Below are 24,429 nucleotides of genomic sequence, written 5' to 3'. Positions count from 1 at the left end.
GTCTCAGCCCTGCTCATCCCGGACTCCTTCTCTCTGATTCTGAATCTGTCCAAGTAACCAGAGGCCTGCCGGGCCGTTGGCATCGGCGGGAAATATCTGCATCGTTTGATCCGAAAAATGGCTCTGTGCCCAGCCCGTATGATCCTCCCAAACCGCTACTCCCTGTACATTGGTCAGCTCAGTAGTAAGCTGGGCATCCGATTGTTCCCGCACCATAACCAGCTTCGGATAATGCTCCTGCTTGAAGCCTTCCAGCAACACGCAGTCGTATGCCTGAAAATGCCGGATCAGTCCGGCAACAGGCCGACTATGCTCCTCTAAAATGGCTGTTCTTCCATCTGAAACAATGGCTACGCCTTCGGCTCCCGCTAGTCGGTGCTTGTACGTATCTGTTCCCTCATGATCCATCTCAAACTCATGTCCATCATGCTTGATCACAGCTACACGTAGTCCAGACTCCCGCAAATAAACAATCAATCCTCCGAGGAAGGTCGTTTTCCCCGTGTTTTTGAAGCCGACAACCTGACATACATACGGATTCGTCGTATTCACGTCACCTGACCGCCTTGAAGCACCAGCACACGCACCTCTTCCCCTGCACGCAAGCCTTCTGTTGTTGGAGGAACCACGATCAGACAGTCGGCGTCCTTAATCGTCACCATGACGCTGGATTCATCTACTCGCGCAGGAATTGCGTATACTTGCCCGCTGCATATTTCCAGGGAGCTGCGTACAAAACGGGTAAAATTATTCACCTTCGTATAATCTGCTCCCAACCGCGCCGTCCAGGTTTGCAGATACGGCTGTTCTGAAGACAGCATCATTTGGATGGTGGGCCGCACAAACAACTCACAACCTACAAAGCACGCACCGGGATTGCCAGAAAGCGCAAATAGTAGCTTGCCGTCAATCACCGCGGCTGTGGTCACACTACCCGGACGCATGGTGACCTTGTTGAACAGCATATCCACATCCTCCTGTCGTACCAGATCGCCCATAATATCAAAATCCCCCACCGATACTCCGCCACTCGTAACGACGATATCGTAGGCAGCTATCGCTTCACGCACAGAAGCACGGGCGAGAGCCAAATCATCATGAATGGCTTGCAGGATGAACGGCTCCCCCCCTCCCTCCCTGATTTGTGAAGCCAGCATATATGTATTGCTGTTCCGAATTTTCCCCGGCTGCAACGGCTCATCCACGGCAAGCAATTCCGAACCTGTGGAAAAAACAGCTACTCGTGGCTTCCTACAGACGGGTACCCGATGTACACCAAAGGTAGCCAGCACCGAGATGTGTCCTGCCCCCAGACAGGTTCCTTTACTAAGTAAAAGCTGACCTTCCTGAATCTCATGGCCGATTGTCGTCACATTTTTGCCGATTTCCATGCGCTTCTTCAAGCCGACATATACCTGTCCATCTTCCTCACGTAGCTGTGTCGCTTCCAACATAACAACCGTATCGGCCCCTTCAGGTAATTGTGCTCCTGTCATGATGCGGGTCGCCATTCCCGTCTCCACCCGCTTGTCCGATACGGTGCCGCATGGGATTTCACCAATCACGCGTAGCCAGATTTCCTGACCGGACGAACAGACTTCAGTGTCCGAACCAAGGATGGCGTATCCATCCATGCCTGAACGACGGAAGCTGGGATACGGGTGTGGTGCGGTCAAATCCATCGCCAAATAACGTCCATGCGCCTGCTCCAGTCCTACATCCTCCCGCTCTCCCTGTTTAACATGAGCAGCTATTCTGCTTTGCGCTTCTTCCACTTGAACCGCTTTGCGCTGAAATTTGTTCGAATTGAGTTGTGCCTGATTCATATCTTCACTCCCGTTCTTCTGAAAATGCCCTCTTTCTGTTATAACGCTAAAACCGTTATCTGGCAAATCCGAGCCATGTTTATTGAGTAGCGACAAGTCTCTATACGCAAAAAAAACAGCCCGGGATCACATTCCCGGACTGTTTTGCAGATTCTACGTTAAAAGTTTGCTTGTCATTACACACCTTAACCCCATCATCGTCGACTTCGTCGGCTGATTTTACCTGATCCGCTGCGTGTTTTAGGCTTACTATAAGATTTGCGCGGCGAATTAAAAATGCTGGAACCACCGCTGCTGCCCCGGTCACGCGAAATCGAGCCTCTACTCGGTGAACTACTGCTGGAGCCTCTGTCGAACAGACTTCCGCTGGAACCGACACTGGAATCAGACCCCGTACCCCTGCGGGTAACGGAACCCTTCCGCTCCACCGTAATAGGCGGGATGGCTTTCTTCTCCTGCACCGTAGGTGCACGGTACTGGCCTTGAGAAGGCCGATATACATCTCTGCTGGAATACCCCCGGTAAGAGCCTGATCCGCGCAACGAATCAAACAGAGCATCCAGTACGGTTGCCGTTAAGTATCCTTTTAGAAAGCTGGAGCTGTAATTTTGCTCGACATACTTCTTGCTGTCGATTTCAATTAATGTGTCTTCCTTCTTGGCTGGATCTTGCTGTAAATGATACCATTCATCGCTGTACACCAGAAACATCCGCTCATTGCTCTGCGGCGAGATTTGTTTCGGTTCACGTTGTTCTTTCAGTTCCTCCGCCACTTCTGGAACCGTCTTGCCTGCGGCCCGGTACACGTACGAGGTCGAGTTGCCGCTGCCACTGACCGATTCCAATGGGTACGTATCTTTCACATTTGGCGCACCGCAACCGCTTAGCACGGATACGAACAAGCTCAGCGCCACAATGACCTTTAATGCATACTGCCAGGTGCGTTTGCTCATGTGTCACCCTCTCCTAGCTTGCCCGAATAACCTTGACGTCTCCGGTAATTACTTCTTCTCCTTCATAAAGCATAAAGCGGCCGTCCTGCCACTCTACACGCAGCAGATGGTAATCATCCGACTGATACTGCCAAACATGCTGCTCTCCACCCTGTCGAAAAGGAGCACGGCCCATAACCGTAACATGCCCAAAATACTGCTCTTCCAAATGATATGTTGTATCATCCAGCTCCAGAATCGTTGGCACTTCCTCCGGGTTGTCCAGTCTGCCATCGATAGCCTGGTACAGTCCGAATTGCAGCGTTTCCCGTTCCTCAATGTGAAGGTAGCTGACTTGATTACCATCCTGAAGCGTCAGAACAACGGCATTCCGAGCGCGGTTATGTACTCGGCCCACCACTTCATATGTGACAAGCGACACTTCACAGATATCGCCGGGATTTAAATGAAGCATACTCTTTTCCGCTTTTGGCGGCTCTGGCTTGGTAAACAGATTCGAAATTCGTTTCCATACACCCATGATGATTCCCCCTGCCTTTCTTTAGCCTAGAAGCATGCCGCAATGATTAAAGCGCCGACCAGATGCAGCGTACCTGAAAACAGACCAAAGCCGATTTTTCCTTCCTGTGTGCCTTTATCCAGATCAAGCTGTGCCCAGTACCGAAGCAATAGACGTACGACAACTTCCAAAACAAACAGAATGACAAAGGCGATCACAGAATACACAAGCGCCTCCAGCAAATTGTTAGCTGTAGCAATGGAGCTTGACAAAATATACCCCTGTGCAAACAGCTTCATAATTAACCGGACTGTTACGGCCATATTACCGGCTTTCACTTCTGCAAAATCCTTATACTTCGTAAATAAAGAATCAATGTACATCAATACGAACAACAAAACGGCACCCGCGCCAGTCCATACAAGCATCGCTTTCATCGTTTCTAAAAAATGCATTTCATACCATCCTCCACATCATCTTGACCTTCATATATGTTGATTTACGCCTCCGGGCAGGGAAAAGCGAAGGAGAAAACGGTTCCCCTTCGCTCCTTAGCAGCCACACAGGCGGCCATGCTTATAACCTTATTTATTGTCGTATTGCTTCAACAAAGCGGCAAGCTCATCGTCCACGGCACTTTTCTTATCAAGCTCCTTGAATTCCTCATCCAGCGATTTTTCTTTAGAGGACATTTCGTTGCTTGCTTCAGCACGCGCCTCTGCTTGCAGCATTTTTTCTTCCATGCGCTTCAGCCCGGCAGTTGCCGTATCGGAGCTAAAACCGTTCATTGCTTTGTTAATTTCCGTTTGTGCTTTAGCTGCATTATAACGGGCAACCAGCGTTTCACGCTTGTTCTTCATTTCCGTCAGCTGTCTGCGCATTTCATCCAGCTTACCGCGCAGGTTATCGGCTGCCGCCTTGTTCTGCTCGTAGCCAGCCTTAAACTCGGTCATTTTTTGCTCAGCAGATTTCTTTTCTTCCAACGCGCGGCGAGCCAGATCCACATTTTGCGCTTTTGCTGCTGTATGGGCCTGCTCTTCACGTTTTTTTACCAGAGCAGCCTGCTCTTCGTACTGCTGTTTGAATCTCTTCTCAATGGCAATCTGAGCGGCTACCGCTTTCTCTGCATCCTCCAGATCCTCTTGCATATCACGAATGTATTGATCTGTCATTTTAACTGGATCTTCGGCTTTGTCAATAATGGAGTTGATATTGGACATGGTAAGATCTCTTAAACGTTTGAAAATAGACATGTGAAGTTCCTCCTAGTGTTGAATGCTTAAATTTTAAGCTCTGTACACATGTTTACGCAAGCTTTGCAAATAGAGTTTCAAAAATATTATCGGACAAAGTGCATTCTAAAAAATAAAGTGCATTCTAAAAACCGCGCAAGTAAGGCTCCGGGATATCCGCCTGTACTTTCAGCTCCCGCGACGCATGCAGCGCCCAATACGGATCGCGCAGCATGGCGCGTCCTATCGCTACCAGATCAGCTTCTTTTTGCTGAATCACCCGCCGGGCATCCTCATAATCGTCCAGTAGACCGACAGCGATTACAGGCACATTAAGCTTTTCACGTATATCACGTGCCAAATCCACCTGATATCCCGCACGCGCAGATGGACCGCCATTGGAACCAATCGGCCCCTCGCCACCAGAGGAGATGTGAAAAATATCCACACCTGCATCACGATATCGTTCCCCTATGCCCGCTATGTATTCCACATTATATCCGTTTTCTACATACTCTTTGGCGGATATCCGCATCAACACAGGCATATCAGACGGAAGCACCTCTTTAACAGCCTGAATCACTTCAACACCGAACAGCGATAAATCCTGTCCATACTCATCTTCTCTTGTGTTCGTTAAAGGGGAATGAAATTGATGAATTAGATAACCATGAGCGCCATGAATTTCTACTGTATCAAACCCGGCTTCCACCGCGCGGCGCGCGCCTTCCTTATAAGCCTGAACCAGCTCCCTGGCTTCGGCTGTCGTCAAAGCATGCGGCTCCTTGAAACGTTCGCTAAAAGCTATCGAGGACGGTGCAACAGGCAAGTCGGCATCTTCAGCCTTTCGTCCGGCATGACCTAATTGAATTCCGATTTTGGCACCGTACTTGTGGACTTCCTCCACTATTTTACGGTATGCAGGAATATGCTCGTCACTCCAAATACCCAGATCATGATCTGTAATGCGTCCATCCGGGTGGACCGCTGTCATTTCCACAATAATCAGCCCGGTGCCACCTACTGCCCGGCTAACGTAATGGACATGATGCCAATCATTTGGCTTTCCATCTTTGGCCTCCACACTGTATTGGCACATGGGGGGCATTACAATTCGATTTTTTAAAGAGAGTCCCTTTAATTGATAAGGAGTAAACAAGTCGGTCACTTTGATCCATCCTTCCTTTAATTCCATCTCTGTACAATATGAATTGCAACCCCATTATACACCAGTAATCACTGGATACCGAATCCATTTAAAGGCTAAAAGCTGCGAAAATACTGCTGTTTTCGGTCAGGTTTAATAGAATATGTTCGTTTAGCTTCGTGATCTGCACTTACATCCGTATTGTGCTGCATTTCCACTCAACCATTCAATAGTCTAACCTGTTCAGCAGCATAATTTCAACATGTCAGGTACATAATAAATGAAAGCAACAGAAGGAACCACTGCACGGAAAGGGGGATACATATGCCGTACAGGGGAATATTGCCAATCATGTCACTGTTACTAGCATTTTCGAGTTTTCCCGTTCACGCGGATGCGCCTCCCGATATCGGAACGACTCATTCCAAGGAAGCGACTGTTGTTTCTTCAGCACATAAGAGCAGAGAACGAGCCACTCCCACATTAGCCATGCTTCGAAAAAAACATGCGGATATTTTCAAAATGTGCGGCCCGCACACTCAGCAAATTGCCCTGACTTTTGATGACGTGCCCGATTCCCGGTATACGCCGCAGGTTCTGGACATTTTGCATGCGAATGGGATCAAAGCCACCTTCTTTATTGTCGGTCACCGTGCGGAAAAACACCCGGGCATGATTCGCCGTATCGTACGTGAAGGCCATGCCTTAGGCAACCATTCCTATACCCATCCGGATTTTAGGAAGGCTTCACCGGAACGCTTTCGCAACCAGATTAAGAAAACAGAACATATTTTGGAGGCCACTGTAGGCTTTCGACCCAAGCTGATCCGCCCGCCCTATGGTGAAATTACGGAGCCTCAGATCCGATGGGCGCGTCGTCACGGCTACATGATTGTCAATTGGAACGTAGACTCCCTCGATTGGAAGGGACTCAGTAAAACACAAATTCAGCGTAATGTGATCCCGGCTACTGGACCAGGCTCTATCATTTTAATGCACGCAGGTGGAGGTCAAAGCTCCAATCTGAAAGGCACTGTTCAATCCCTGCCGGGTCTCATTCAGTCGCTGAAAGCCAAGGGCTACAAATTTGTCACGGTTCCCCGGCTACTTCACACCTCGGAGCGGAAATAACAGTAAAGGGCTGTCTTGTCAGCAGATGCATTCTGCGGTCAAGACAGCCCTTTACTAATCGACAAGACCCATATATGATCTGAACCTGCGATTACGTTATTTGATTATAGTTTACATAATATATATTATGTTCACTTAATTCATTTGCTTACATAGTCTATTTATCAATGACATACAGCTTCACATTCTGAAAACCAAAGTCACTCACAAAAGATGGGCTGCCTGGAATGAAAATATCAATCCGTTTACCCGTGATGGCGCTGCCCTTATCACGTGCTACTGCTACAAAAGATTGATCCGGCAGCCCCGGGTGGGAATAGCCTGTAACCAACACTTTCGTACCCAACGGAATTACGTTGGGGTCTACCGCAATCGTACCGAGCTTAAGCGGATTTCCGAAATAGTCCACCGCTCCCCATTTTCCATTTTCACTGGCTGCTGCGGAATACGCTGTGGCCTTCACGTCAACTACTTTTCTGTAGTTGAATGTTTTGCCCCATGCTTCAACCTGTTGACCGTCACCTGCTGGCGCTTTCTCGGAAAGAAGCTGAGGCTTCGAATCCGAAGCGGCCTTTAACTTGTTCTCGTCCGGCACCTTAATTTGCATTCCTGCATATATATTGCTGGCGGCAACATCCGGGTTCTCCTTTTGCAGATCTTCTACAAATACCCCGTAACGTTGAGCAAGTAAAAAGAAGGTGTCACCTTCCTTGGCCGTATGAAGCGAAGCAGCGTCGGCTACCCCGGCTGTCTGCGCCAATCCTGCAATGGCTACTGCCAGCACCGCAAATTTCATTGTTTTTCCAATACGTTTCAGATGTTTCAAAAGATATGTACCTCCTCTGTTATGCCTGCGAAGTTAGCTGTCGGATTCGGACTCAGGAGAAGCCCTATGCTTAATGCAATTCACCCCTAGGCAACCTTCCATCCATTCGTATGAAGACGGATCAGAAGTTACTGCCGTTGTTACGTCCCCCGCACTTCCCATGGTTTTGGGTCCCGCATTCAGCGTCTGTCGTAGCTGTCTGCTGCCCCGGTAAGTTTTGGCTCACTGCATAATATCACAATTTTGTAACCTTATCTGCATGAAAATGTTGGGAACCTTGAACATCATACTACATGTGTTACAATTTTGTCATCATGAAATCGAAATTAGTTACAAAAATATGAACGAGGATGACAAAAAAAAGAAAAAGCCCCCCGTCAAACTTCCAACGCGGAGAGCTTTCTTCATAGCCTTTACAAGCTCATTTCTTACAAAACCTTGGCAAGAAAATCCCGGGTACGATCATGGCTTGGAGTACCAAAAACCTGCTCCGGTGTACCTTGCTCCACAATTTGACCGTTATCCATAAAGATAATGCGGTCTCCTACCTCGCGGGCAAAGCCCATTTCATGGGTCACGATGACCATCGTCATGCCACCCTCAGCCAGTTTCTTCATCACGTCCAGCACCTCCCCGACCATTTCAGGGTCCAAAGCCGAAGTCGGCTCATCGAAGAGCATTACATGCGGCTGCATCGCCAAGGCGCGTGCAATCGCAATCCGCTGCTTCTGTCCACCGGATAACTGATTTGGATAGGTGGCCTTTTTGTCTTCAAGTCCAACGGTGCGCAGCAGCTCCAGCGCAATTTTCTCAGCTTCCTTCACAGACTGGCCCCTAACCTGAGTTGGCGCAAGCGTCAGATTTTGCAGCACCGTTTTGTGCGGGAACAGGTTGAAATGCTGGAACACCATCCCCATTTTTTCACGAGTCGCATTAATGTTATGACCACGAGCTGTGATCGGCTCGCCCTCAAACAAAATCTCCCCGTCGGTCGGCTGCTCCAGCAGATTCATACAACGTAAAAATGTACTTTTCCCCGAACCACTCGGGCCAATGACGACAACAACCTCGCCTTTGGCAATATCTATATCAATGCCTTTTAAAATTTCACTTTTGCCGAACGATTTACGCAGTTGTTTAACGGTGATCACTGGCTCTCAACTTCCTTTCCCATAAACCCAACAGCTTCGACAAGCTGAATGTCATTACAAAATAAATAGCAGCCGCGATGACGAACGGACTTAATCCTTCGTAGGTGATGTTCTTAATGACTTGGGCCTGATACATAATATCCACGATACCGATGGTAGAAATGATGGAGGACTCTTTAATAATCGTAATAAACTCATTGCCGATCGCAGGCAGTACAGACTTGAACGCTTGCGGTAAAATGACGTGACGCATAGCTTTGCCTCGTCCCATACCGAGTGAACGAGCTGCTTCCATCTGACCACGGTCCACTGCCTGGATACCTGCACGGAAAATTTCAGCCAGATAAGCCGAGCTATTCAGAGATAACGTAATAATACCGGACTGAAGTGGCGTAAAATTGACGCCCAGCGTCAAAGCAACCCCATAATGGATGATCATAAGCTGTACCAGCATAGGTGTACCACGTAGTACCTCTACGTAGGCCGTACCCAACCATTCAATGATACGTACACCACTCATCCGCAGCAGAGAGATGATCAGACCAATGATAAATCCGAACAGTACCCCGAGCGCAGACAGCAACAACGTGTAGCCGATACCCGTAACGTAAAAGCTGCGATATTTCCAAAATATATCCACGATGTTATTGGATGAAACCTGTCGATCCGCATTGAGCGCACTCGCTTCTGTGGAAAACTTTTCAATAGAACCGTCTGCTTTCAGGCGAGTCAACGTTTTATTTACAGAGGCCAGCAGTTCAGCATTTCCTTTACGAATACCTACAGCGGTTTCTGCTCCCTCATCCTCTGGCACCGCCTTGGCGAGCGTTACCGTACCGTCCAACGTATATCCTTTAGCAACTGTATCCTCAATCACGACAGCGTTAATACGCTGTGTCCGAAGCTGGAGTACCAGGTCGGAGATTTTATCCAGCGAAGTTACAGAGGAATTGGGCACTTTTTGAGCAATCTCTTCCTGAATACTGCCCTTTTGTGCCCCGATCTTCTCGCCTTTCAAAGCAGCCATCATCGGATATTTGTCCTTATCCTCCGGACGTACCATAATGACTTGCTTGGAGTGGTAGTATACATCCGAAAAATCAATGCTCTTTCTGCGTTCATCCGTTGGTGTCATACCAGACAGTACCAGGTCTACACGACCGCTTTGCAGGGCAGGCAGCAACGAGTCAAAGCTCATGTCCTCAATGACCAGCTCTGCACCCAGATCCTTGGCAATTTCATTGGCGATATCAACGTCAAATCCTACAATGGTATCCTTGCCGTTAATGTCTTTATGAAACTCATAAGGCGGAAAATCGGCACTCATGCCGAGTACAAGTTTTGACTGTGTCTTCGCTTCCGTCCCGTATGCAGTAAGCATCGGAAGACCAGCCAACAGCAAGATAACCGCCGTCAGAATAAGGGCGGTAAAACGATATGCCTTTTTCAATCTTTTTTTCTCTCCTTAAATTCTTTATAATAAATAAGATTGTGTCATTATAAATGAATATGCATGATTATGCAATGAATGTTATAGTACAAATTCAGCACTCTAGCTTAGTACCTACATTACAGCATATATAAAGGAGTTTTTAGCATGGATTTTAAACAGACGATCCAACGTACCATTGAGCAGCATGCCCAAAGTTTTAAGGATATTTCTATATATATTGGCGCAAACCCAGAGCTGGGGAATGAGGAGTTTTTGGCGGCTGCTCGTCTAAAAGAGGAATTGGCTTTTCACGGATTTGAAGTGCAGGCTCTTGTTCTAGGTATCGAAACGGCTTTTATTGCGACTTATAAAGCCGCAAAACCCGGTCCGGTCATCGCTTTTCTAGCAGAATATGACGCCCTGAAAGGTCTGGGACACGCATGCGGACACCATCTGATCTGTATGATGAGTACAGGAGCGGCTGTTGGCCTCAAATCGGTCATTGACGAGATCGGTGGAGAAGTACGAGTATACGGCACACCTGCCGAGGAAACACGCGGTGCCAAGGTCCCCATGGCGGCTGCCGGGTTGTTTGATGATTGTGATATAGCACTCATGACGCATCCTTACGACGGTTATGAAAAATCGGGTAAATCGCTGGCGATTGATGCCGTACAATTCGAATTCTTTGGGCAATCCGCTCACGCGGCGGCCAGTCCCCACGAAGGTATTAACGCGTTGGACGCGGTGATTCAAACGTTCAACGGCATTAATGCGTTCCGCCAGCAGGTGAAGAGTACGGTACGTATTCACGGCATCATTAATCAAGGAGGCCAGGCAGCAAACATCATTCCTGATTATGCCTCTGCCCAATTTTATGTACGGGCTGCTACACGGCATGAACTGAATTCATTGACTCGCCGCGTCATTCAAATTGCCGAAGGAGCGGCCCTACAAGCCGGGTGTCGTCTGAAAACCTCGAATTATGAGACATCTTATGATGAAATGGTGACCAACCGTGCGCTCTCCGATGCCTTTACCGCAAATTTGGTGCTGACAGGCATTCCGCAGGAGGACATCACAGAGGGCGAAGATCACGGCTCCATGGATATTGGAAATGTGTCGCTGCACTGTCCCGCCATTCATCCGTACATTCAAGTTATTGACGAGAAGCACGCCTTGCATACACCTGAATTCCGCGATTTGGCGATGCAGGACCGGGCGCTGGAAGGAATGTTGCTAGCCGCCAGAACCTTGGCCTGGACCGCATGTGATGTAATCACGAATCCTGAGTTACTGACACAGATTAAGGAAGAATTCTCTCTGCTGAAAAGAAAAATTTAAAATTTTAATTTCGCCAAATTTTTAATTTCGTCTTCCGTCTTCTCTCCAGAAAGGAGCAGTCATTATGAATCATATGAGCAGCTTTTGGGCGTTGTTTATTGTGGTCGACATCATTATTTTGTGGTTCTTTTTTCGAGCATTATACCGAAGGAACAGGGAAAATCGAAAGACACGCCGCCGTAATGCTTTTTTTCTCCGCTCCCCGTCCCCTTCTTCCCTTGAACAGGGGCGGTATAAGGAAATTATAGAGCTCGTGCAGCTTCTGGAACAATCTATTCCAGCCTCCTACGCTCATAGTGTAAGGCGGCGTGTAATGGATACCCATCCTCACCTGACGGAACAGGAATACGATTGGCGCTGGAATGAGCTCAAACGCTATTTTATGCTATGTGCGATTATGAATCGAGTGCCCATGTTCAGTCCAGATGTGGATGAACTGTGGCACGAAATGCTGATGTTTACGCGGGAATACCAGCATTTCTCGGAAGCCTTCTTTGGTCGTATGCTGCACCACGCCCCTCACGCTGGCTCACAGCCGATGCCAGATGAACGGGCATGGTTTGACTGGCTGTATGCGGAATGCTTTGGCTGGAACCACTATAGTGCAAGCTTATGGGGGACTTTTTTCAATCATCCATTACCGAATAACGAGCTTGCACACTATTACAAGCTGACAGCTTCCGGGCAGCCAGCAGGCGATCGTTGGAATATGCAGGAGAGCATAGGCATCTCTCAGCAGGCACAGCAAGCGGTTCAGAGGATCATGAACCATCTGCGTAATCGGGTGAATGAAGCAGTGGATGATCCAGATGGCAAGCGGCTGCTGAAGGTCAACTATTTACAAATAGATGATCTGCTGCTGGCCGTCGTATGGTATTCCTGGTATCAACCCCATCAGTTTGCCTTGCAGATGCATCCTGATGCTACAGGAAGTGCCGCATTAGCAAGCTCGTCAGGCTGTAGTTCAGCAAGTGGCTGCTCGAATTGGGATACGCACCACTCGAACCATCACTCTTGCCACGGAAGCTCCCATGATGGAGGCTCATCTCACCACGATTCGGGTGATTCCGGCGGTAGCCATTCCTCGTGCAGCAGTAGCTCCTCATGCGGAAGCAGCTGTGGTGGAGGCGGAGGCGACTGATCGCAGCAAAAAAGGGCATTCCTCAGCCACTATTGGCTTCTGTGGGATGCCCTTTTTCCATTGTACTATGCCAATTCTGCCTTGTTCAGACACTCCTGCCCGGTCGACTTAGTTCATTCGTTCCCTGTCAGTGAACGGTAAATATCCAGATACGCTCCAGCCGACACATCCCAGCTGTACTCTCCTGCAAAAGCAGTGTGTGTAAGCTTGGACCAATGCTCAGGCTGGCGATAAAAATCAGCCGTACGACGAATCGTATGCAGCATATCATGAGCATTGTAATTTTTGAAGCTAAAGCCGTTCCCTTCGCCTGTGGACTCATTGTAAGCATGTACGGTATCATTCAGACCACCCGTTTCTCGCACAATCGGGATGCTTCCATAACGAAGCGCCAGCAGCTGGCTAATCCCGCAAGGCTCAAACCTCGACGGCATAAGGTACATATCGCTTGCAGCATAAATTTTACGGGACAAAGGCTCACTAAAAGCGAGCTGCACCGACATTTTCAAGGGATAACGTCCAGCCGCTTCCCGGAACCAATGCTCAAAGGCTGGATCTCCCGTACCCAGCACAACAAACTGAATATCATCATCATACATGATTTCATCAAGCACCCTGGTTACCAGGTTCAGTCCCTTCATATCCACAAGTCGGGTTACCATCGCAATTAAAGGCACATCCGGTCGTACCGGCAGACCCAGTTCCTTTTGCAGACCGATCTTGTTTTTCTTTTTCTTGACCAGACTGGTGCGGTACTTCGTATAAATACGGTTGTCCGTAGCAGGATTGTAGCTTTTGGTATCAATTCCGTTCACAATACCCGACAAACGCCCCTGCTCTCCCAGCTTACGCAGCAGCCCTTCCAGCCCATATCCGTAAAATTCCGTCTGTATCTCCTCTGCATAGGTAGGACTTACAGTGGTGACATGATCCGAGTAGGTCAGCCCACCCTTCATAAAATTCAGTCTGCCATGATATTCCACACCCTCAGGGGTAAAATAGCTCCCGTCCAGATTCAATAGTTCCGTTAAGACCTCATATGGAAAATCCCCCTGATACAACAGGTTATGTATCGTAAACACGGTGCGAATATCACTGTAAAAGGGCAAATGACGGTAATTGGCATTCAATAGCAACGGCGCCATCGCGGTATGCCAGTCATGACAATGCAAAATATCAGGCTGAAAATTCAAATCAGGCAGTACTTCCAAGATCGCCCGGTTGAAAAAGGAAAAACGCTCGCCATCATCCATATAGCCGTAAATTCCGTCACGACCAAAGTAATATTCATTATCTATAAAATAAACCTTGATCCCGTCCAACATCAGTTCCTCTACTCCACAATACTGATCACGCCAGCCTACGGCGACATGCTTGACTGTTACCGGACGCAGAGACTCCTTATAAGGATCGGGGATCCCCGCATATTTAGGCAAGATGATCCGGACATCGCACCCCGCCTGACGAAGTGCCTTTGGCAGTGCACCAATGACATCAGCCAGCCCGCCTGTTTTAATAAATGGATGTGCTTCTGCTGCCGCAAATAAAATGTTCATATGTGCTTCCTCCTAATGACCTCAACCCTATTTTAAACCAGTTGTAACATGGATTAATCTGCTTTTTTAGCCCTTCGGGGCGCTTTCTTCAGTATAACGACACTCAGCGGCGGAATGGTCAGCTCCAAGCTGTGGAGTTGTCCGTGGCAAGGGATCTTGGCTGTGCTCAACACTTCGGTGTTCAACTGGCCACTACCGCTAAAGTCCGAATGATCGCTGTTCAGCAGTTCAATATAGCTCCCCGCCTTTTCCAGACCAATTCGGTAGTTATCTCTTGACACGGGCTGAAAGTTAATAAGCACGACCAGTGTATCTCCCGGCTTTTTCCCTTTACGCAAATACGTAATTACGCTCTGCCCACGGTCCTCCGCCTCAATCCACTGATAGCCATCCCACGAATGATCCAGCTCCCATAATGCTTTTTCCTGTATATACAAATGATTCAGCGCTTTCGTAAAAGCGTGCAGCGAACGGTGACTGTCATAATCCAGCAGAAACCAGTCAAGCTGCTCCTCATCCTTCCATTCAATGAATTGGCCGAATTCCCCACCCATAAATAACAGCTTTTTGCCCGGTGAGGTGATTTGGTAACCGAGAAGCGCTCGAAGCCCGGCAAATTTTTGCTCATAGCTACCCGGCATTTTATCAAGCAGCGACTTTTTACCATGAACGACCTCATCATGTGACAACGGCAGTGTAAAATTCTCGCTGTATGCATAGGCTATGGGGAACGTCAGCAAATTATGGCGCTCAGGCCTCTGATCGAAAACCGTTTCAATATAATCAAGCGTATCGTTCATCCAGCCCATATTCCATTTGTAATTAAAGCCGAGTCCTCCATCGCTTACCAGGGAGGTAACCATCGGCCAGGCACTGGACTCCTCTGCCATCATCAGCGCATACGGATAATAGCGGAAGACTGTTTCATTCAATTGTTGAAGGAAGGCAATAGCCTCCTCATTTTCAATGCCTCCCTTGGAATTAAAACAATATTGACCGTCCTGCTTTTCAAAATCCAGCCGCAACATACTCGTCACAGCATCTACGCGCAGACCGTCAATGTGGTACACATCCATCCAGAACAGTGCATTGGATATCAGGAAAGAACGCACCTCCGGCTTGCTGTAATCGAACGTCAGTGTCCCCCAACCAGGCTTTTCTGCAATCAGCGGGTCCGCGTATTCGAACAGCGGCGATCCATCAAACAGTCTCAAACCATGAGCATCCTTGGCAAAATGAGCCGGAACCCAATCCATAAGCACCCCGATGCCTGCCTGATGACAACGATCCACCAAATACATAAAATCATGCGGTTCCCCATAACGGCTTGTCAGTGCAAAATATCCGGTGAGCTGGTATCCCCAGGAAAGATCATACGGATGCTCACTGAGTGGCATAAGCTCAATATGCGTGTAACCCATTTCCGTTACATAGGGTACAAGAAGCTCAGCCATTTCCCTGTATGTATAAAATGTACCGTCTTCTTTTTGTTTCCAGGTGCCCAAATGCAGCTCATATATATGAAGGGGCTTTCCATAAGGCTCTCTTCGTTTACGCCGCCAAGCCGCGTCGTTCCAAACGTAGCCCTCCAGTGAAGCGACCACGGAAGCCGTTGCCGGTCTTAATTCTGCGCGTACCGCATAAGGGTCTGCTTTTAGAAAACGTTCACCATTTGCACCCGTAATATCATATTTGTAAAAAGTTCCTTGGGATATACCTGAAAAAAAACGACTCCAAAAGCCAGATTCGGGAACTCTATATAAGGAATCCTGTTCCCCATTCCAGTTGTTACGATCTGTAGCAAGCCCGACATGGAGAGCATGAGGAGCCCAGACCGTAAAACGGACGCCCTGTTCTCCGTTCTCCACAGTAAGGCGGGAACCCAAAGATCGGTAGCTGTGATAAAGTGTTCCTTCGTGAAACAAATAAATATCTTCCGGCGATACAGCCTGTTGCGGGAGAGTTTGGTCTGTCATCACGTCACCACCCTTATATGTTTGTTAGAACAAAATGTATGATTCGGAAATACATTTGCTTTCCAGTCAAAGCTGACTTGGGTTATTACCCCATTCTAGCCACAATGAACAGAAAAATGACTATGAAAAAAATAAACCTTAAATTTTGGGGGATCTTACACACCTGATGGTTTCAAGAGCACCCCATACCGTTTATGTATGTACTACAACAGACAACTAAACCGGGAGGGAAACGAAATGTTTAATAAAGAATGCATTGCCATGCTGCTGGCAGGCGGAGAGGGACGCCGTCTTGCTCCCCTTACTTCAACGATTGCAAAACCCGCCGTACCCTTTGGCGGTCATTACCGAATTATCGATTTTCCTCTCAGCAACTGTGTTAATTCAGACATCGATACTGTAGGTGTGCTCACGCAATATGAGGCGGAATCCTTGCACGAGCATATTGGGGATGGAACTCCCTGGGGTCTTACTCAAACGAACGACAAGGGAGTTACCTTACTTCCATCTTATAATACAGACAACGCTGAATATTTGGGAACGGCAGACGCCATTCATAAAAATATCGAATATATAGACAGTCAAAACCCGGAACACGTGCTTATTTTATCTGGTGATCATATTTACTATATGAATTATCGTGAAATGCTGAACTATCATAAGGAAAAAGTTGCTGCGGCTACGATTTCCGTTATGGAAGTACCTTGGGATGAAGCGCACCGCTTTGGCGTCATGAGTGCCGATGAGGAGCTGCGTGTAACCGAATTCGCTGAAAAGCCGGAGAAACCTGAAAGTAATCTGGCCTCTATGGGGATTTACCTGTTTAAGTGGGATTATTTAAGAAAGTATTTGGTGGAGGACGCCGAGGATGAGCAATCCAGCCATGATTTCGGTAAAGACATCATTCCTAAAATGCTGGCGGATCAAGAATCCTTATATGTTTACGAATTTCAAGGCTACTGGAAGGACGTAGGTACCGTTAAAAGCCTGTGGGATTCACATATGGATCTGCTGCAAGAGGATTGCGCGATTGATCTGCAACGGACAGACTGGCCTATGTATACGCGTGAACGCCGCACAAGGTTGAGCGCACATAAGCTATCTAACCGCAAAACGGAGCCATTGGACAGCCTCCTGCATGATTCTTGCCAAGTAGAAGGTCAAATTGAACGTTCCGTCGTATTTAGCGGTGTCGAAATAGGTAAAGGCTCGGCTATTAAGGAAAGTATCGTTATGCCTGACACCCGTATTGGTCGTAATGTGTATATTGAGCACGCGATTATTGGTGAAGGTGCTGTGATTCGTGACGGTGCAGTCATCAAGGGTAATCCGGGTGAAATTATGGTTATCGGGCCGAATGAAACGGTATTCGGTAAAATGGCGGTACGCCCACAAACAGCCCGCATATTGAAAGAAGCTTATGAGCGCAACACACGCCTGCGTGCTGAAGGCTTTACTTCTTAATGGAACGAAATATGTCAAACAGCCAGCCCTTCACTATAATGGGGACTGGCTGTTTTTATAATTTACATCTATTTAAAACTAACTTTCGGTTACATATCTAGACTTCCGTGAGTTGCGGTGGCTCTACGGGTTCCTCGGCTTGCAAAGCAGGCAATGAAACTGTAATCGTGGTACCTGCTCCCAATTCACTCTTGATGAGCATTTGCCCTTGATGGCGCTCCACAAATTGCTGCGAGATTGCCAATCCCAAGCCCGTACCACCATTCTGATGGTCTACTTGGAAGAATCGTTCTCTTACTCTGGCAAGATTCTCCGCGCTAATCCCGATTCCTGTGTCTTGCATAGACACCTCGATGTTGTCTCCGATCTTTTGCAGTGACAGAAAAATAATAGAGCTTTCATGCGAGAACTTGATGGCATTATCCGCAATGTTTAAAAACACCTGTTTCAAACGGTTGCCGTCTCCATGAACCAGGTATACTGTTTCCTCCGAGTCCAGTTGGAGTTTAATTTGCTTCATTTCCGCTTTGGCCCATACGTTCAGCATAATCTCCTGCAAAAGCTCGCGCAGATCAACCGTTCCCATGACAAGCTTCATTGCGTCTTGTTCCAGCTTGGAAAAATCAAGAATCTCCTCGACCAAACCAATCAACCGATCCGTCTCCTTGGAAATAATCTGCATCCCGATCTTCGTCTCCTCTGGATCATAGCCGCCGGAATTTAGCGTTTCACTCCATCCCTTAATAGAAGTCAGCGGCGTACGCAGCTCATGGGAAATGGACGAGATAAAATCATCCTTGATTTGATTCGTTCTAGCAATTTCCTGGGCCATGTAGTTTAGTGTCGAAGCCAGCTCACCCAACTCAAAGCGATAATCTCCTTTAATTCGTGCATCAAATCGCCCTTGCGCCATCTGAGCTGATACATCACGGATATTATTAATCGGCCTAACGATGGAATTAGCTAGTCCTGTACTGACTACGAATACGATAACCAGTACAGCTACCATGATGCCCACGGAGAAGAGCGTAATGGTAAATAGCTTATCGTTGACCTTTTCCAGCGAGGTCGTATACCGAACAATATACACCTGATCTCCGACGATATTATCCAGTTTTTTGGATACCGCCATAACTTGCTGACCCGTACCAGGTTGCTTCCCAATCCAGCTCCCCGTATCCCCCGCTAATGCTTGCGTCACATCACTGGTTTGTACACTTGTTTCTGCCGCAAAGTTCGTGGAATTATCTATTACATTCCCCTTCTCATCGAGCAATTGCAGTTCCGTATCCCCTAATGAAAACGTATTAAGCAGATACGACTGCAAAGACTGTCCCGGCTCCTTGAATTTGGGTGCAAACTCACTTACCGATTGGATGCGACTTTCCACGTGCTTATAAATCGTGTCGTAATAGTATGCACGGATTACAATCATGAAAATGACTTCTACCAACAGAAGCGCCAAGAACACCACAAAAAAATAGTGAAGCACAATCTGTCTGCCAATCCCTTTTTTGATCATTGAGCCTGACCTTTCCATTTATACCCATGCCCCCATACCGTTTGCAAAAAGGCGGGTTCGGAAGGATTGTTTTCAATTTTTTGCCGCAACCGCCGGATGTTCACATCCACGATTTTTGGATCGCCCATATATTCCTTGCCCCACACATGGTCAAGCAAAACATCCCGGCTGAGCGGTGTATTTTCTTTTTCCAGAAAAAATTGAATCAGGGAAAACTCTGTTGGCGTCAGCTCAATCAACTGCCCGTTTTTCTTAAATTGCTTGGCAATCAGATCCAGCGTGAACGGACCAGACTGGAAGGATACTTTAGCCGCCGTCTCGCGGTGTACATTCACCCTACGCAGCAGCGACTGAATACGGGCAATGAGTTCCGTCGGGCTGAAAGGCTTGCTCACATGATCATCAGCCCCTACAGACAAGGCATACACCTTATCCTGCTCCTGTACCTTCGCCGTGAGAAAGATAATACCAATGCGCTCATTCGTTTCCCGAATTCTTCGACAGACCTCGAAACCGTCCATACCGGGCACCATTACGTCGAGCAACGCGATATCAATATCCCGCACCGTGTTCAAAATATTAAGAGCCTCATGCCCATCTGCTGCCTCCAGCACCTCGAAACCGTTTCGTTTCAAGTTTATGACGATAAAGCTGCGAATGGATTCCTCGTCTTCCATGATCAAAACTTTACTCACTCTATTCTACCTGCCTTTCCCCCAACTTGTTTTTAATGGTTTTACGTGGTTCCAGCTCGCTGGATCGCTTGATACCAATCACCTGTGCATTGGTTCGCCATAGCTGGCTATAGCCTTCATTGTTTCGCTCCCATTGCGACAATGAGAAATATTTAATTTCTGCAATCGTTTTGTCTGTATTATCCAAAATGAACCGCAAATAGCTGTCCTTCTTTGATGCTTTCGGATCAATAGTCACTTTGCCATGCAGTTCCTTTGGCAGCCTGAAATAGACCTGATCATTGGAATCTCGATACTGCTGCTGCTTGAAAATCGTTCCCTTGGCCCCATCCCACTGATAGAACGAAACAAAATACGGAACCTCATCCAGTGGCCTGTTGGACCAGCCTTTCGGCTTCTCCAAATTGCCAAATTCCAGAATGCCATCACCATCTACATCACCGCTAGTAATGGTAGCATCCTTAAAGGTCACATCCATGAGATCAAGCTTTTTGAGCTTGCCGTGGTCCATCACAATGACATTGGACACCGTAGTCGTCTGAGCAATCTTGGTATCTATAATGATCCCCTGCCTACCCTCGGCTACCTTACCAGCGACCACATTGTAGATACTAAGAGCCTGACTGTCCAAATCCAGCGATCCGATTTCCTTAAAGGTTCCCCCGCTGAATTGGAATGTTTTGACCGTGAAAAATTCATTGCGACGCAGCAGGATAATCGTCAAGTCATTCAAATTGTCCCCGTTCAGGTCCATCTTGTTATGATTAAAGTCGTCTACGACGAAGTCCGTATAACCTGTAGCATATATTTTCTCCAAAGTTCCTCCGGTATAGGAATACACGATAAGTCCCTTCTGATCGCCACCCTCACTGCTATCCCCGCTGGAAAAGCCTGCTACAATATCGAGCGTGCCATCATTCGTTACGTCGACCAGCTTGAACGATTCCAGCACCGTACCTTCCCCGTCAAACGTCAGCTTCTTTACCCACGTTCCGTTCTGATCCTCGAACAAGGCCCCGTGTATTTTTACACTTTCATCTGGCGTTTCGTAAAAAAGCACTGCTTCGTCCGTACCATCATTGTTCAGATCCCCCGTCCGAATGGGCGTGGGGTCATCGGGGTCATTGGGTCGCAGAGGCTGTACCATTCCAAGCTGAGTAATCACAGCACCATTCAGCTGCTGTTTCTCGTCAGACATCATCGGTGCCTGCATCAGCGAAATTGGATCGCTAATGACATTACAGCCGCTTAAAAATCCAACAAGAAGCAGTGATGTGCAGCAACCGGTTAACATTCTCAACAACATCATTTTCACTTCTCTTGCCGTCCCCTTCACAATTTGTTCTTTTCCGCCTGTGTCAGTCGTCTGCCCTGAATATCAAATACGAGTTCGCCGCCGTTCAATCCCCATATACGGGAAGCAAAGCGTTCAGCCATCTCCAGCGGCAGTACGGTGATTACCGTCACCCGTTCGTCAGAGCAAAGCTTGCGGAAGGTATCCATCACATGAGCTGCTGAAGTCGGATCAAGTCCATTTACAGGCTCATCAGCCAAAATGACCTTAGCCCCGTGAACGAGCGCACGCGCAGTCGCTACCCGTTGCCGCTCACCGCCGCTAAGCTTGTCGCATTTGTCATGCGCCTTATCCAGCAAGCCCAAATCCTCCAATACATCCATTGCTCCCATATAATCGTCAGAACGCACCATCCCGGTCACCATTCTCCATAATGGAGTCTGACCCGATCTGCCGATCAGCACATTTTTGAGAGCGGTCCGATTCATATTTAAATGCGGATTTTGCTCCAGATATGCCCATTCCCGCTTTATTTTCATTTTGCCCGTCCATCCGGATTTCAGCACATCCTGGCCATCTACCATCAGGCTGCCTTCCTCCCATGGCTCCTGCAAAGCAAGACAGCGCAGCAGTGTGGTTTTTCCACTTCCGCTCGGTCCCACTACGGCTATCAGTTCGCCCGGGTGAATTTCAGCATTAATCCCGCGAAGTAATGGGGTCCGTTCAGGCCCCACTTGCTTGGTCAGCTTCTGTATTCTAATCATCTTTGTGATTCCCCTTTGTCCGCCATCAATACTATCTATAGTTTATAGTAAATGTGAAACAAATACCATGCAAACCGCAGTTTTATGCCGTCGATATTATTTTTCGAAATAACAATCCCAACAACCCGAAAACGATTTATCTGCCCCCGAGAACCAGAAACATGCTGCCTTGGGTTTCATAGTCCAGTAGCGCTCCGCTAATGTTAGGTCCAACCACAATCCAAGCAGACCCAATGCAAACCCCAGCTCAATATCTTAAAATGAATGTTAAGGAATGATTTGCATTTGATTCCATAATCAATAGATATTCTTACTACCATGTATAGCGGTCATGCAAATACAGCAGAATACATGCGAATTTCGGTATTTTTAGTGCATAAAAGAAAAGATGAAAAAAATCGCCATCTGAGATGACGATTTTACGGAAATTCTGTCTGATATGTAATCGACTCCGCATCGTTAGAGAGTCTTGTATGTTCAATCCGAACCCAATCACGTCACAGCGCACTATTTTATATTATAGTGGACAATGCCCAGCAGAACAAGCCATAATAAATAAGTGAGCATTTTGAAATTGCTCATGTTTTGCTTATGGACGGGCTTAATTACGTTCACCGCTCTGGGCTCGAAGACAGAATAGGAGGCATTTGATTCCATGAGTTATCAAATTAAAATAGACACTTCTCCAATTTACGAATTACTAGGCAGCTTTATGGCCTATGTAACCAAAAAATGGGTACACGATATGGACCTGGGCCATGAGTGGATCGACAAAGTGGATGCACGGCTACAAAACGAAGTTCGCACCGAGCTGGCTACAACGCAGAATTGCCCTTTTAGCGATTATGACGCGCTTTATGTTTGGGCTTTGCTTCGACCGGAATCGGATGAAATATCTGATTATATCGCTTATTTGGACCACGGCCCAGATGAAGATATGTTCGAGCTGATTGTTCCTCATGTTCCTTTTTTAACCTTTGAAGAATCTTTGCGCATTCGCAAGGTGTACGCCCCTCTCCTCAAATTATGGGACCGGGACTACTTCCGGGCAATGGAAAGCGAACTGCGTGTGCTGGCAGAGGAAGACGCTGCAGAAAAACGTATGCTTCTGAACAAAATGGAACCGGAAGCATTGGTTGAATACGCCACAGCCGGACTGATCGTGCCTCATATGGAAGATTTGGATACAGTTGTTCTGTTTCCAGTCGTCCATAACCGTCCGATCAATTCGTACTGTTTTTATACCCGCATGCTGCTAATCCAGTATCCGGTAGACGTTCCCGAAGAAAGCGAGGAAGAACCGCCTACACTCCTGCTTCGGCTGACTCGGGCGGTAAATGACCCGCAACGTCTGCGGATTCTGCGTTACGTGGCTCAAGGCCCTAAATCTCTCGAAGATATGCGTCATGATTTGAGCCGATTGGAAGACACGCTCATGTCTGATATGATGATTTTGCGAGTAGCTGGCCTGCTCCGTATCCACATTGGACGTTATCACAAGGAAAAATTCAGTATTCGCCCCGACGGAGCGGCTGATATACAGGTATTTTTGGAATCCTATATCGGACTGTAAATGGAGCTGTGCCCTACGTTATAACCGAACTTCGTTAAAGCATTGGCTTGGAAGGAGTATGCAACATGTCGTATCCGAAACAGCACATATTATTCGATCTTGATGACACTTTGGTCCACTGCAACAAGTATTTTGATCTTATTCTCAACCACTTTTTCGATTTGCTTCAGGAATGGTTTGCAGCCCATAACCTGATAAAAGATACAATTCGTGAAAAACAAATCGAAATTGATGTGGCTGGTGTCCATCAGGTGGGATTTGCCAGTGAGCATTTTCCTCAGTCCTTGATTGATACGTACCACTTTTTCTCGGAGCAATTCGGACGCCGTACAGATCCTCGGGAAGAGCAGGAGCTTCGCTCGCTTGGCCGAAGTGTGTACGAGCAGGAAATTGAGCCATATCCCGGAATGGTCGAAACGTTAAACTCGCTCCAAAAAGCCGGACATTCCCTGCATCTCTACACTGGCGGTGAGCAGGTCATTCAGGAAAAGAAGATTGAACAGATGAAACTGACTAACTATTTTGATGATCGCATCTACATTCGCCAGCATAAAAATGTCGAGGCTCTGGAGGAAATTATTCAGACGAACCGTTTTGACCGAAGCATCACCTGGATGATTGGAAACTCCCTGCGCACCGATATATCTCCCGCCCTTGCGGCAGGCATTCATGCCGTGTATCTCAAGCAGCCCAAAGAATGGGTTTACAATATGATTGAGCTGCAAAAAAGCGTTAACTCCGTGATGTATACGATACAGAAGCTAACAGAAGTACCCCGAGTCATACACGAAAGCATTCAATTGCATCAACAAAAAAGGACTCTCGGCTAGAGAGCACCGCTAATATCCCCTTCAAGTAGACACTCCAAAAAGTCCACATGGTATCATGAGGCTAGAGAGAACT

Annotated in this window: 22 protein-coding genes and 1 riboswitch; of the genes, 6 read left to right on the top strand and 16 right to left on the bottom strand. The window is 47.5% G+C overall.

Features of this window, described 5'->3' with window-relative positions; genetic code table 11:
* Nucleotides 1-3: 3 nt before the first annotated feature.
* The 7 genes from mobB to ACIFQM_RS02850 all read right to left on the bottom strand — a co-directional run bounded on the left by mobB (nt 4) and on the right by ACIFQM_RS02850 (nt 5,678).
* Entirely contained in the window at nt 4-552 is a 549-nt protein-coding gene (mobB, locus tag ACIFQM_RS02880; protein ID WP_430064999.1) for a molybdopterin-guanine dinucleotide biosynthesis protein B, read from the bottom strand.
* Nucleotides 549-1,826: a molybdopterin molybdotransferase MoeA gene (locus ACIFQM_RS02875; RefSeq protein ID WP_430041127.1), complete on the bottom strand. Its 1,278-nt coding sequence runs from the start codon at nt 1,824-1,826 to the stop codon at nt 549-551. The genes mobB and ACIFQM_RS02875 overlap by 4 nt, the downstream gene beginning before the upstream one ends.
* Nucleotides 1,827-2,020: 194 nt before the next feature.
* Nucleotides 2,021-2,779: a DUF4247 domain-containing protein gene (locus tag ACIFQM_RS02870; RefSeq protein WP_430041126.1), complete on the bottom strand. Its 759-nt coding sequence runs from the start codon at nt 2,777-2,779 to the stop codon at nt 2,021-2,023.
* Nucleotides 2,780-2,792: 13 nt separating this feature from the next.
* Nucleotides 2,793-3,299, bottom strand: coding sequence for a DUF4178 domain-containing protein (locus tag ACIFQM_RS02865; RefSeq protein WP_430041125.1), 507 nt, complete (start codon nt 3,297-3,299; stop codon nt 2,793-2,795).
* A 26-nt stretch (nt 3,300-3,325) separates the two neighbouring features.
* The gene (locus ACIFQM_RS02860) at nt 3,326-3,733 is read right to left on the bottom strand and encodes a DUF350 domain-containing protein (protein ID WP_137063271.1); all 408 of its coding nucleotides are present in this window, start codon (nt 3,731-3,733) and stop codon (nt 3,326-3,328) included.
* Nucleotides 3,734-3,862: 129 nt separating this feature from the next.
* Nucleotides 3,863-4,531 (bottom strand): PspA/IM30 family protein, encoded by a 669-nt coding sequence (locus tag ACIFQM_RS02855; RefSeq protein ID WP_014281523.1) that lies wholly within the window; start codon nt 4,529-4,531, stop codon nt 3,863-3,865.
* A 124-nt stretch (nt 4,532-4,655) separates the two neighbouring features.
* Nucleotides 4,656-5,678 (bottom strand): NADH:flavin oxidoreductase/NADH oxidase, encoded by a 1,023-nt coding sequence (locus tag ACIFQM_RS02850; RefSeq protein WP_430064997.1) that lies wholly within the window; start codon nt 5,676-5,678, stop codon nt 4,656-4,658.
* A 303-nt stretch (nt 5,679-5,981) separates the two neighbouring features.
* Between ACIFQM_RS02850 and ACIFQM_RS02845 the strand changes: the two genes are divergently transcribed.
* Nucleotides 5,982-6,788: a polysaccharide deacetylase family protein gene (locus ACIFQM_RS02845; protein ID WP_430047145.1), complete on the top strand. Its 807-nt coding sequence runs from the start codon at nt 5,982-5,984 to the stop codon at nt 6,786-6,788.
* A gap of 157 nt (nt 6,789-6,945) precedes the next feature.
* Here ACIFQM_RS02845 and ACIFQM_RS02840 read toward each other — a convergent pair whose 3' ends face one another.
* The 3 genes from ACIFQM_RS02840 to ACIFQM_RS02830 form a co-directional block, all read right to left on the bottom strand.
* Entirely contained in the window at nt 6,946-7,614 is a 669-nt protein-coding gene (locus tag ACIFQM_RS02840; protein WP_430041122.1) for a 3D domain-containing protein, read from the bottom strand.
* Nucleotides 7,615-7,621: 7 nt separating this feature from the next.
* A riboswitch (cyclic di-AMP (ydaO/yuaA leader) is annotated at nt 7,622-7,796 on the bottom strand.
* Between the two features lie 246 nt (nt 7,797-8,042).
* Complete coding sequence (locus ACIFQM_RS02835) at nt 8,043-8,765, bottom strand: amino acid ABC transporter ATP-binding protein (protein ID WP_430041120.1); 723 nt, start codon at nt 8,763-8,765, stop codon at nt 8,043-8,045.
* Nucleotides 8,752-10,215 carry an ABC transporter substrate-binding protein/permease gene (locus tag ACIFQM_RS02830; protein ID WP_430041119.1) on the bottom strand — a complete coding sequence of 488 codons (1,464 nt, stop codon included), beginning with the start codon at nt 10,213-10,215 and terminating at the stop codon, nt 8,752-8,754. Before ACIFQM_RS02830 ends, ACIFQM_RS02835 begins: the two co-directional genes overlap by 14 nt.
* A gap of 147 nt (nt 10,216-10,362) precedes the next feature.
* On the opposite strand from ACIFQM_RS02830, the gene ACIFQM_RS02825 reads away from it, so the two are divergent.
* Nucleotides 10,363-11,541, top strand: coding sequence for a M20 family metallopeptidase (locus ACIFQM_RS02825; protein ID WP_430041118.1), 1,179 nt, complete (start codon nt 10,363-10,365; stop codon nt 11,539-11,541).
* A gap of 64 nt (nt 11,542-11,605) precedes the next feature.
* Nucleotides 11,606-12,682 carry a hypothetical protein gene (locus ACIFQM_RS02820; RefSeq protein WP_430041117.1) on the top strand — a complete coding sequence of 359 codons (1,077 nt, stop codon included), beginning with the start codon at nt 11,606-11,608 and terminating at the stop codon, nt 12,680-12,682.
* 113 nt (nt 12,683-12,795) lie between these two features.
* Here ACIFQM_RS02820 and glgA read toward each other — a convergent pair whose 3' ends face one another.
* Together glgA and glgB are read right to left on the bottom strand one after the other, a co-directional pair.
* Nucleotides 12,796-14,238 (bottom strand): glycogen synthase GlgA, encoded by a 1,443-nt coding sequence (gene glgA / locus ACIFQM_RS02815; RefSeq protein ID WP_430041115.1) that lies wholly within the window; start codon nt 14,236-14,238, stop codon nt 12,796-12,798.
* Between the two features lie 53 nt (nt 14,239-14,291).
* Nucleotides 14,292-16,214 carry a 1,4-alpha-glucan branching protein GlgB gene (gene glgB, locus ACIFQM_RS02810; protein WP_430041114.1) on the bottom strand — a complete coding sequence of 641 codons (1,923 nt, stop codon included), beginning with the start codon at nt 16,212-16,214 and terminating at the stop codon, nt 14,292-14,294.
* A 237-nt stretch (nt 16,215-16,451) separates the two neighbouring features.
* Between glgB and ACIFQM_RS02805 the strand changes: the two genes are divergently transcribed.
* A complete protein-coding gene (locus ACIFQM_RS02805) occupies nt 16,452-17,678 on the top strand; it encodes a glucose-1-phosphate adenylyltransferase (protein ID WP_430041113.1) in 1,227 nt (408 codons plus the stop codon).
* Between the two features lie 97 nt (nt 17,679-17,775).
* Here ACIFQM_RS02805 and ACIFQM_RS02800 read toward each other — a convergent pair whose 3' ends face one another.
* The 4 genes from ACIFQM_RS02800 to ACIFQM_RS02785 are packed head-to-tail and all read right to left on the bottom strand — an operon-like array spanning nt 17,776 to nt 21,953.
* Nucleotides 17,776-19,200 (bottom strand): HAMP domain-containing sensor histidine kinase, encoded by a 1,425-nt coding sequence (locus ACIFQM_RS02800; RefSeq protein WP_430041230.1) that lies wholly within the window; start codon nt 19,198-19,200, stop codon nt 17,776-17,778.
* Nucleotides 19,197-19,895, bottom strand: coding sequence for a response regulator transcription factor (locus ACIFQM_RS02795; protein ID WP_014281511.1), 699 nt, complete (start codon nt 19,893-19,895; stop codon nt 19,197-19,199). The genes ACIFQM_RS02800 and ACIFQM_RS02795 overlap by 4 nt, the downstream gene beginning before the upstream one ends.
* A gap of 1 nt (nt 19,896) precedes the next feature.
* Nucleotides 19,897-21,231, bottom strand: a complete 1,335-nt coding sequence (locus tag ACIFQM_RS02790; protein WP_044648477.1) for a hypothetical protein — start codon at nt 21,229-21,231, stop codon at nt 19,897-19,899.
* Nucleotides 21,228-21,953: a phosphonate ABC transporter ATP-binding protein gene (locus ACIFQM_RS02785; RefSeq protein ID WP_430041112.1), complete on the bottom strand. Its 726-nt coding sequence runs from the start codon at nt 21,951-21,953 to the stop codon at nt 21,228-21,230. Before ACIFQM_RS02785 ends, ACIFQM_RS02790 begins: the two co-directional genes overlap by 4 nt.
* A gap of 655 nt (nt 21,954-22,608) precedes the next feature.
* Between ACIFQM_RS02785 and ACIFQM_RS02780 the strand changes: the two genes are divergently transcribed.
* Both ACIFQM_RS02780 and ACIFQM_RS02775 read left to right on the top strand, forming a co-directional pair.
* Entirely contained in the window at nt 22,609-23,526 is a 918-nt protein-coding gene (locus ACIFQM_RS02780; protein ID WP_430041111.1) for an ArsR family transcriptional regulator, read from the top strand.
* A 65-nt stretch (nt 23,527-23,591) separates the two neighbouring features.
* Nucleotides 23,592-24,356: an HAD family hydrolase gene (locus ACIFQM_RS02775; RefSeq protein WP_430041110.1), complete on the top strand. Its 765-nt coding sequence runs from the start codon at nt 23,592-23,594 to the stop codon at nt 24,354-24,356.
* The last annotated feature ends 73 nt before the right edge of the window (nt 24,357-24,429 follow it).

It is taken from the genome of Paenibacillus sp. NRS-1782 (assembly GCF_050467685.1).
Classification (GTDB): Bacteria; Bacillota; Bacilli; order Paenibacillales; family Paenibacillaceae; genus Paenibacillus; species Paenibacillus terrae_A.
Note: the sequence above shows the minus strand (reverse complement) of the source record. Positions and strands in the feature narration are given on the sequence as shown.